This window comes from Leucobacter chinensis, assembly GCF_019049105.1.
GTDB lineage: Bacteria > Actinomycetota > Actinomycetes > Actinomycetales > Microbacteriaceae > Leucobacter_A > Leucobacter_A chinensis.
The window spans coordinates 21443-29505 of the sequence record NZ_JAHQZR010000009.1 but is presented as its reverse complement, the minus strand read 5'-3'; the positions used below and the strand labels follow the sequence as shown (position 1 = coordinate 29505).

Genomic DNA, 8063 nt, shown 5'->3' with positions numbered 1-8063 from the left:
ACTGAGGAGCCTGGTACTGAGGAGCCTGGTACTGAGGAGCCTGGTACTGAGGAGCCTGGTACTGAGGAGCCTGGTACCGACAAGCCTGGTACTGAGGAGCCCGGCACCGACAAGCCCGGCACGAAAGCGCCTGGCGTGCAGAAGCCAGCGGGCGATCTCGCGAACACGGGTAGTTCGCTACCTGTCATAGCCGTAAGCAGTGCAGCTCTTCTGCTGCTGCTTGCCGGTGGCGTACTCATGGTGGTACGTCGTCGTCAGGGCCACTCAGCCGAGTAACAGCCCAAAGGAAACACTGGTGCGGGGCGCTCCTCCTCCTGCCTCGTGCCCACCGCCTTCGGGTGTCCTGATGCGTAACCGTCAGGGCACCCGAAGGCTCTTGAGGAGTGCTGAAGCGAAAGCTTCTCTCAATCATTCATGAAAGAAGACACGACGATGACTGAAACTGTACAGACGAATCGGAGCGTAGAAACTGAGGCGATGAGCCTTGCCGAGAGGCTTCGAGAGGTGTCACTGAGCGGGCACGGCCGGGGCGATGGCTGGGGCTCTTCGGCAGAAGCCGAGGCCGCAGAACCCCAGTACAGTACTGCTTACCTGCGCGGTGGCCTCAACAGGGCAGGTATTGCAGCGCAGGTGGCACAGCATTTCCTGATGTACGAGGCGCTCGAAGGAGCAACCGCAGCACACCGTGAGCGCTTAGGAGAGGACTTTGTCTTGTGGATGCCTGAGCTTCACCGCCTTGAATCGCTGCGCAACGATGCGCAGTACTGGATGGGTGAAGGCTGGGAGAACGAGGTGCGTACGCGGTACACAACACCTGGTATTAAGCGGTATGTCGATCGACTGAACGGGGTAGCCGGAAGCTCGTACCCGCACTTTGTGGCTCATCACTATACGCGGTACCTTGCTGATCTTTCAGGCGGGCTCATGATCGCCAAAATGTTTCGCAGAAGTTATGACATGGCTGGCAGTGAGGGCACCACATTTTATGATTTTCCAGCGATTGATGACCCTCGAGCGTGGAAAGACCGGTACCGTTCGTTGCTCGATACGATGTCGTTCTCTGCGCAGGATCAGGATGCGATTGTCGAAGAAGTAGCGCTCGCTTATCAACTCAATAATGAGGCGGGTCGAGATCTGGAAGAGCGTTTTGCGGAGTACAAAGCATGAAGTACACGACGCATAACGTTCTTCGTCCTGGAGAGCGTGTTCAGCCACCACTCGGGGTGCGCCGTGCCGCGTCAGTCCTGCTTGTCTGCGCAGGACTCGTGTTCACCGTCGGTTGCGGAGCTACTGAAATGCAAGAGAGCTCTGAAACGCCGGCCCCGAGCGCAGCGGTCGTTGACGGTGTTGTGGGCGAGCTCGCGGCTGTTGAAAGTGACCTCGAAGTGGGGCAAGACATTGCTGTGCTTGTGCCGCTTCCACGTGAAGAATGGGAGGTCTTCAATAGCGACAAAACAGTCGTTGAGATCGAGCACGAAGAGACGAGTCCTGACGTGACGGTCGTGCGTCTCACCGCTATTGCTGAAGGGGAATCGACCGTGATCTTCCAGAGCAAAGACGATACCACTGATGAAATTACCCTCACGGTCACTGATGTACCAGCGTCGTAGCCCGATATTCAGCGAAAGGCAGTAGCACCATGCGTTCTCAGAAGAACAAGGTTCGCTCGACACGTTCACAGACTTCATTTGTTGGGCTTGCCCAATTGGGCATGACCTGCGCACTCGCAGGGGCGCTTGTTCTTGCGCCCGCGACGGCGTTCGGGGTAAGCGGCGAGGCTTTGACGCACGCAATGCAAAGCCAAGAGACGAAGGGTTCGGTGTTGTCGGGAGATGAGCAGGGCAACTTCGAGGTGAAGCTCGCTGTCGCCTACCCGAAAACCGGAACTCATGCCATGTATCTCCTCGGTGAATCGCAGGATATTGAGGTTACCGTCGAAGCGTTTACCCTCCCTAGAGGCGAAATGACAGAAGCGCTTCAAGGTACGGTTGAGCTCTTTTCAGGCGCGACGCTGCTCGGGAGTGCACCGGTCGTTCTGGATGCGGATGCCCCAAAACAAACCGTGACAATATCGACTGATCGCTGGGGTAGGGGCGGAGCCCACGAGGTGGTTGCTCGGTATACCCCAGACTCCGAAACGGGCTACATTGCAACACACAGTGCTGCACAAACATATCGCGTGGTTGACACGACGCGTGTGGTCGACGATATTGAGCTCAACGGAGAGCCCGCCGCTGGCATCGGCGAGGCCTCGCTTGAATGGACCATCGGCAATATCTGGTTCTCTAACTTTCGGGTTGGTTTTCACCGCGAGGTGATTGAAGGCAACGTTTCTTTGCCTGACTTCGCGCCCGGTTCGAGTGACGAAGAACTGCAACGCTACTATTGGCGTCCTTTCATCTTTCATGATGGGGTGGGCGAGAGCGATGAGGCAGGAAACCGAATCATTACTTTCACTGGCACCGCGAGGCTCACCTCAGGCAGCGGCAACCAGTGGAACTTTACTGACCCGGCAATGCACATTAATGCCGTCGGTGACGGGTACATTACCGCCGAGTTTTCTGGGTTCTATCACATCGGAATATCTCAACAATATGAGCCCACCCGGGTGACGATTGCGACGTTCAACGGGGCGAAACTCGCGACTGACGCGGGAGGGATGACCTCTGCTACAGCAGAACTCAACTGGCAAGGCCAGTCAAATGGGGCTGGAACCTGGGCCCATGCTTTTGACGCATCGTTTCCTAATGAGTTCGTTGCGCTCTTAAACCCTGGTGTCTCACTCTTCTTCGCCGAGAGCAGTATCGCAACCGATAGTTCAAAGGTTCCGCACCCGATACGCTTCTCGTTCGTCGAGACTGCCCTTGCTGAAGAAGGCGACGGTGATGATGATGCGGATCCCGGCAGCGAGACGCCGGGCGGCGAAGAACCCGGAGTAGAGAACCCGGGTGGCGAAATCCCGGGAGGCGAAGAGCCCGGTGAAGAGGAGCCTGGCGGCGAGGACCCTGACGGTGAAGGTGGTGAGGGTGAAGAGCCCGGTGCCGAGGAACCTGGTGGCGAGGGCCCTGATGGTGAAGAGAGTGAGGGTGAAGACCCCGAAGAAGAAGCTCCCGAGGGGGAAACTCCTGACGGTGAGACTCCCGGCGCGGTTGAACCGGAGGAGGAAGCCCCGGTTGATGGGGAGACAGGCCCCGAAACCCCGGGTGTAGGAACTCCCGGTACTGAAAATCCGGTAGCTGAAGCGCCGAACTCCGAAAACCTCGCGAAGTCCCGCCCGGATGCAGCGTCATCGACCGGCACCCCCGGTGCTCACGAGCTCAGCGAAACCGGTGGAACCCCGCAAGTTTCGACAGCTCTGGCTGCTGCGACAGCGGTTATTGCGGGATTGCTGATGTTTGTACGCCGCCGCGACGCACGCTGAGATGAATCGAATCATGCTTCGTGAGGAGCCGCAGCGGATGAACGAGACAGAAGATTTGGGTCTGCTGTTTCACGAGAACGCGCTACAGCTTGACGAATTTGAACGAACGCCAGCGCCGCAAAGGAAAGTCATTTTCGTCACGATCGTCTCGCTCATCACCGCAGCGATTCTGGGTCTCACCCTCATCTGGGCGGGACAGCTGAGCGCGAAAGCGGGCGAAACCGAAACCCTTTCGAACCCAGCCGCCGAGGCGCATCCAGAACCGACCCCCGATATCTCGAGCTCCCAGCCTCAAGCGAACGATGCGGCTGCAAAGCTCGGGGAGGGGGAAGGGCAACGATCCGCCGCTGAAAACGAATCGAGCGAGCGCGTCATTCAGGCTGATCCGCTCTGGGTGGCACAGGTGTCGAAAGAAAGTGGTGTTCCAGAACGGGCACTCAAAGCCTATGCAACAGCCGCGTTGGTACTCCGTGACGAACAGCCCGGGTGCGGGCTCGGGTGGAACACACTCGCTGCGATCGGCCAGGTCGAGTCGGGCCACGGCACGATTCACGGCGCTTCGCTCGCAAGCGACGGGCGTGCCCTCCCTCGAATCGTGGGCGTCGCTCTCGACGGAGAGGTTTACCAGGCAATTCCAGACACCGATAGCGGGCTCATCGACGGTGACGCCGTGTGGGATCGTGCGGTCGGGCCGATGCAATTTATTCCGCAGACCTGGGCGGTCTATGGACGCTCTGCGGGTGGATCGGCCGAGCCAGACATTGATCAGATCGACGATGCCGCATTGAGCGCCGCGACACTTTTGTGCGCAGAGGGAGGCGATCTCACCACTGCTGAGAACTGGATTAGGGCGGTGCAGGCCTACAACCCGAGCGTCGCTTATAACAACGATGTCGCCGATATCGCCGAATATTACGGTGCCTTTGGGTGACGGCTGTGCATACAGCATTCAGCCCCGGTGCCGTGATGGCAGCCGGGGCTGAACACTTTCAAGCTCGCGGTGTCGCGGGCGATGAAGGCTTAGGGGACGAGGCTTGAGTACTCGTCGAGGGTGCCGTCAACGACGGGCACCTGGCGCTCGATTTCGGTGCCGTCGTTCTCAACGAACGCGGTGACCATTGAGCCAGCCTTGAGTGAAACCTCGATGATCTCGGGGGTCTCAACACCGAAGGGGGTGCTGCCGGGCTCGAGCGAGAAGGTCTCGTCAGAAACCTGCTCGTTGCCATCCACGAGGCGCACCGTTACGCGAGTCGCGGCATCGCCATTGTTGACGCCGGTGAACACGATGTTTGCGCTGTCTTCACCCGCGACAACGAGGAAGTTGCGTACGTTCGCGCTGGGAAGATCGATGTCAATACCATCACTGGGGGCGTACTCGAATGTGGTTGCCTGCGGAACCATGAAGCCACAACCGGTAGTACCCAGTGCGACTGCAGCTGCGAGTGCAAGAGCCGGTGCGATGCGAGTCTTCAACATAACTCCTCTAGAAGTCTGATTATGTGCTGATAAGGCACAGTACGAGACCATCTTATCCATGAGTGCGGCATTCGCGCGAACGGCAGGCCGGGTAATTCGCATAATCCTGTGGTAGAATAGGGTGTTCACGCCTACAGAAGGAGTCTACTCGATGCGATACGAGCCTGGTGAAACCGTAGTTTACCCCCACCACGGAGCCGCCACGATCCTCGAGGTGAAGAAGCGCAAAATTAAAGGGGAAGAGAAAATCTTCCTCAAGCTCAAGGTTCACGAGAGCAAGTCTCCCTTGGGTGAAGTTGTGCAGAACAAGATTCACAAGAATGATCTGACCATTGAGCTTCCAGCCGAGAGCTGCGAACTCGTTGGTGTTCGCGATGTCATTGACCTTGACGATGTTGAAGAGGTTTTCAATGTGCTGCGCGCCCCCTTCACCGAAGAGCACTCGAACTGGTCACGCCGGTACAAGGCAAACACCGAAAAGCTTGCTTCGGGCGATGTGATGAAGATTTCAGAGGTTGTTCGTGATCTCTGGCGCCGCGATCAAGATCGTGGCCTCTCGACCGGTGAGAAGAGCCTGCTCTCGAAGGCGCGCCAGATTCTCGTGTCAGAGCTTGCGCTCGCGAAAGAAACGAACGAAGAAAAAGCGTCAGAAATTCTTGACGACGTGCTTGCTTCGTAAGTTCTTCTTTCATGGCGACACGCTACGCTAGGAGCGTGCAACGACTTTACGACTCTCAACAGCAAGCCGTGGTTCACTTCACCCCTCTGCGTGAGGGTGAAGTGGCCATGTACGTTTGCGGGCCCACCGTGCAATCTGCGCCCCACATTGGTCACCTCAGGAGCGCGCTCTCATATGACATCATTCGTCGCTGGTTTGAGGCCTGCGGTAACCGCGTTACCCTCGTGCGAAACGTCACCGACATCGATGACAAGATTCTCGAGGGTGCACGGGTTGCTCAGGCTGAGGGCAACCCCGAGGAATGGTGGGCGCTTGCCTACCGAGTAGAGCTGAGTTTTTCGAGCGCCTATGCTGCGATTGGCGTGAAGCCTCCCACCTACGAACCCCGTGCTACTGCGAATGTGAGCGAGATGATCGCGCTCATTGAACACCTCATCGAGCGAGGGCACGCCTATCCCGCTGCCGATGGCTCGGCGAGCGTGTACTTCGATACGCGCAGCTGGCCAGCGTATGGCGCGCTCACGCATCAGTCGGTAGACCAGATGGAAGACGCGGCTGATAGCGAACCTGTGGGCAAGCGAGACCCGCGTGACTTCGCGCTGTGGAAAGCACACCGTGAGCACGAGCCGGTTTCGGCCTCGTGGCCATCACCGTGGGGCAGGGGCCGACCTGGCTGGCATATCGAGTGCTCTGCTATGGCTAAACGTTACCTGGGGAGCGAATTCGACATTCACGGCGGTGGTCTTGACCTGCGCTTCCCGCACCACGAGAATGAACTCGCTCAGTCGACGGCTGCCGGCGATGCGTTTGCTCGGCACTGGGTGCACAACGGCCTCGTCAATACTGGCGGGCAGAAAATGTCGAAGTCGCTCGGTAACTCACTCTTCGCCCATGATCTCATTGCCGAAGGGCGACCGATCGTCCTGCGCTACTTCCTCTCTTCAGCGCATTACCGGTCGGTGCTCGACTTTAGCGGTGAGAGCCTGACCGAGGCCGACGCAGCATTCTCACGAATCGAGTCGTTCGTGCAGCGGGTCGAAGACGCCGGTAACGAGGTGCGACATGCGCCCGAGGTTGAGCTCGCAGAAGCCTTCGTGACGGCGATGAATGACGACTTCAGTGTGCCCGAAGCCCTCGGCGTTGTGCACAGCACGGTTCGCGAGGGCAATGCCCTTCTCGATGCCGGTGACGCAGCCGCGGCTGTTGACCGGGCCGAGAGCGTGATTGCCATGCTCGATGTGCTGGGGCTGAATCCCTATGCCGCTGAGTGGCAAACCGCGCAGGCTGGGGGTAGCGCTGAGAGTGAGAAGGCACTCGAGCATCTCGTTGAGGCTCTGCTTGCAGAGCGGCTTGAGGCGCGCGCAAAGAAAGATTTTGGTACGAGTGACGCGATCCGCGATCAACTGCTCAACGCAGGTATCGCGCTCGAAGATCACGCAAACGGTACAAGGTGGAACGTGAAATGAGTCAGAGTAAAGCAAACCGGCCAGGAGCCGTGCGAAAAAAGAGCCGCGGTAAAGCCGTCGGGAGTGGCGGTCAAGGGCGCCAAGCTTTAGAAGGTCGCGGCCCGACCCCGAAGGCCGAAGACCGGCCTTATCACCCAAAAGGCAAGGCTAAGGCGGCGCGCGAGCGTTACGAAGCTGCCCAGGCAAAGCATCGCGGTGCGCCACAGCAGCGTGCCCGAAACACGCCGAACGACAGCGAATACGTGACCGGCCGTAACGCGGTGCTTGAAGCGCTGCGTACGAAGGTGCCCGGTACGACGCTGTATGTTGCCGCGCGTTCTGAGATGGACGATCGCATGCGAGAGATCATCGGCATTGCGACTGGCCGGCAGATTCCTATTCTTGAGATCATGCGCCAAGAGATGGACCGCATGACCGTTCGCGATACCGTGCACCAGGGTGTGCTCCTCAAGGTTCCTCCGTACGAGTATGCTCACCCCGAAGATCTGCTTGAAGATGCTTTTGACGCGGGCGAAACCCCACTGTTGGTTGCTCTGGACGGTGTCACCGACCCGCGTAACCTTGGAGCGATCGTGCGTTCGGTGGCCGCTTTTGGCGGGCACGGCGTCATTGTGCCTCAGCGCCGATCAGTAGGAATGAATGCTTCGGCGTGGAAGACATCGGCCGGTGCTGCCGCAAGGCTGCCGGTCGCGATGGCATCAAACCTCACAAGCACGATCAAAGCACTCAAGAAGCAAGGTGTCTTCGTCATCGGCCTTGATGGTGGGGGCGATACGATGCTTCCAGGATTGGCGCTTGCTGACAGGCCGTTGCTCGTGGTTGTTGGGTCAGAAGGATCGGGCCTCTCGCGCCTCGTCACTGAGCAGTGCGATGCGATCGTTTCGATTCCCATCTCGAGCGCAACTGAATCGTTGAACGCAGGCATTGCGACGAGTGTTGCGCTCTACGAGGTGTCAAAGCTTCGTGCGGCGCAAGCAACCGAGGCCGACGCTTAAACTCGGCTGTCGTTTCACAAGAGCAA

9 protein-coding genes are annotated in these 8063 nt (G+C 58.6%); 8 read left to right on the top strand and 1 reads right to left on the bottom strand.

Features of this window, described 5'->3' with window-relative positions:
* The 5 genes from KTJ78_RS13630 to KTJ78_RS10255 all read left to right on the top strand — a co-directional run.
* A partial coding sequence (locus KTJ78_RS13630; RefSeq protein ID WP_254259598.1) for an LAVTG motif-containing sortase-dependent surface protein occupies nucleotides 1–276 on the top strand: 276 nt, incomplete at its 5' end.
* 156 nt (nucleotides 277–432) lie between these two features.
* Entirely contained in the window at nucleotides 433–1167 is a 735-nt protein-coding gene (locus KTJ78_RS10270) for a biliverdin-producing heme oxygenase (protein ID WP_217135403.1), read from the top strand.
* On the top strand, nucleotides 1164–1610 hold the full coding sequence (locus KTJ78_RS10265; RefSeq protein WP_217135401.1) for a hypothetical protein: 447 nt from the start codon (nucleotides 1164–1166) through the stop codon (nucleotides 1608–1610). Before KTJ78_RS10270 ends, KTJ78_RS10265 begins: the two co-directional genes overlap by 4 nt.
* A 29-nt stretch (nucleotides 1611–1639) precedes the next feature.
* A complete protein-coding gene (locus KTJ78_RS10260) occupies nucleotides 1640–3421 on the top strand; it encodes a hypothetical protein (RefSeq protein ID WP_217135399.1) in 1782 nt (593 codons plus the stop codon).
* A gap of 1 nt (nucleotide 3422) precedes the next feature.
* On the top strand, nucleotides 3423–4352 hold the full coding sequence (locus tag KTJ78_RS10255) for a lytic transglycosylase domain-containing protein (protein WP_217135397.1): 930 nt from the start codon (nucleotides 3423–3425) through the stop codon (nucleotides 4350–4352).
* A gap of 89 nt (nucleotides 4353–4441) precedes the next feature.
* Here the strand turns inward: KTJ78_RS10255 and KTJ78_RS10250 are convergent, their stop codons facing one another.
* Entirely contained in the window at nucleotides 4442–4897 is a 456-nt protein-coding gene (locus KTJ78_RS10250; protein ID WP_217135395.1) for a DNA modification methylase, read from the bottom strand.
* Between the two features lie 151 nt (nucleotides 4898–5048).
* Here KTJ78_RS10250 and KTJ78_RS10245 point away from each other — a divergent pair, with 151 nt between their 5' ends.
* From KTJ78_RS10245 to rlmB, 3 genes are read left to right on the top strand one after another with little or no spacing between them, the layout of a single operon-like run.
* Entirely contained in the window at nucleotides 5049–5576 is a 528-nt protein-coding gene (locus KTJ78_RS10245) for a CarD family transcriptional regulator (protein WP_217135393.1), read from the top strand.
* A gap of 11 nt (nucleotides 5577–5587) precedes the next feature.
* Entirely contained in the window at nucleotides 5588–7042 is a 1455-nt protein-coding gene (gene cysS, locus KTJ78_RS10240) for a cysteine--tRNA ligase (RefSeq protein WP_217135391.1), read from the top strand.
* Nucleotides 7039–8037, top strand: coding sequence for a 23S rRNA (guanosine(2251)-2'-O)-methyltransferase RlmB (rlmB, locus tag KTJ78_RS10235; protein WP_217135389.1), 999 nt, complete (start codon nucleotides 7039–7041; stop codon nucleotides 8035–8037). The genes cysS and rlmB overlap by 4 nt, the downstream gene beginning before the upstream one ends.
* The last annotated feature ends 26 nt before the right edge of the window (nucleotides 8038–8063 follow it).

What these genes read in the sequence shown, in the direction of transcription:
- KTJ78_RS10270 (WP_217135403.1), top strand. Translation starts at nt 433, where the DNA reads ATGACTGAAACTGTACAGACGAATCGGAGCGTAGAAACTGAGGCGATG.
- KTJ78_RS10265 (WP_217135401.1), top strand. Translation starts at nt 1,164, where the DNA reads ATGAAGTACACGACGCATAACGTTCTTCGTCCTGGAGAGCGTGTTCAG.
- KTJ78_RS10260 (WP_217135399.1), top strand. Translation starts at nt 1,640, where the DNA reads ATGCGTTCTCAGAAGAACAAGGTTCGCTCGACACGTTCACAGACTTCA.
- KTJ78_RS10255 (WP_217135397.1), top strand. Translation starts at nt 3,423, where the DNA reads ATGAATCGAATCATGCTTCGTGAGGAGCCGCAGCGGATGAACGAGACA.
- KTJ78_RS10250 (WP_217135395.1), bottom strand. Translation starts at nt 4,897, where the DNA reads ATGTTGAAGACTCGCATCGCACCGGCTCTTGCACTCGCAGCTGCAGTC.
- KTJ78_RS10245 (WP_217135393.1), top strand. Translation starts at nt 5,049, where the DNA reads ATGCGATACGAGCCTGGTGAAACCGTAGTTTACCCCCACCACGGAGCC.
- cysS (WP_217135391.1), top strand. Translation starts at nt 5,588, where the DNA reads ATGGCGACACGCTACGCTAGGAGCGTGCAACGACTTTACGACTCTCAA.
- rlmB (WP_217135389.1), top strand. Translation starts at nt 7,039, where the DNA reads ATGAGTCAGAGTAAAGCAAACCGGCCAGGAGCCGTGCGAAAAAAGAGC.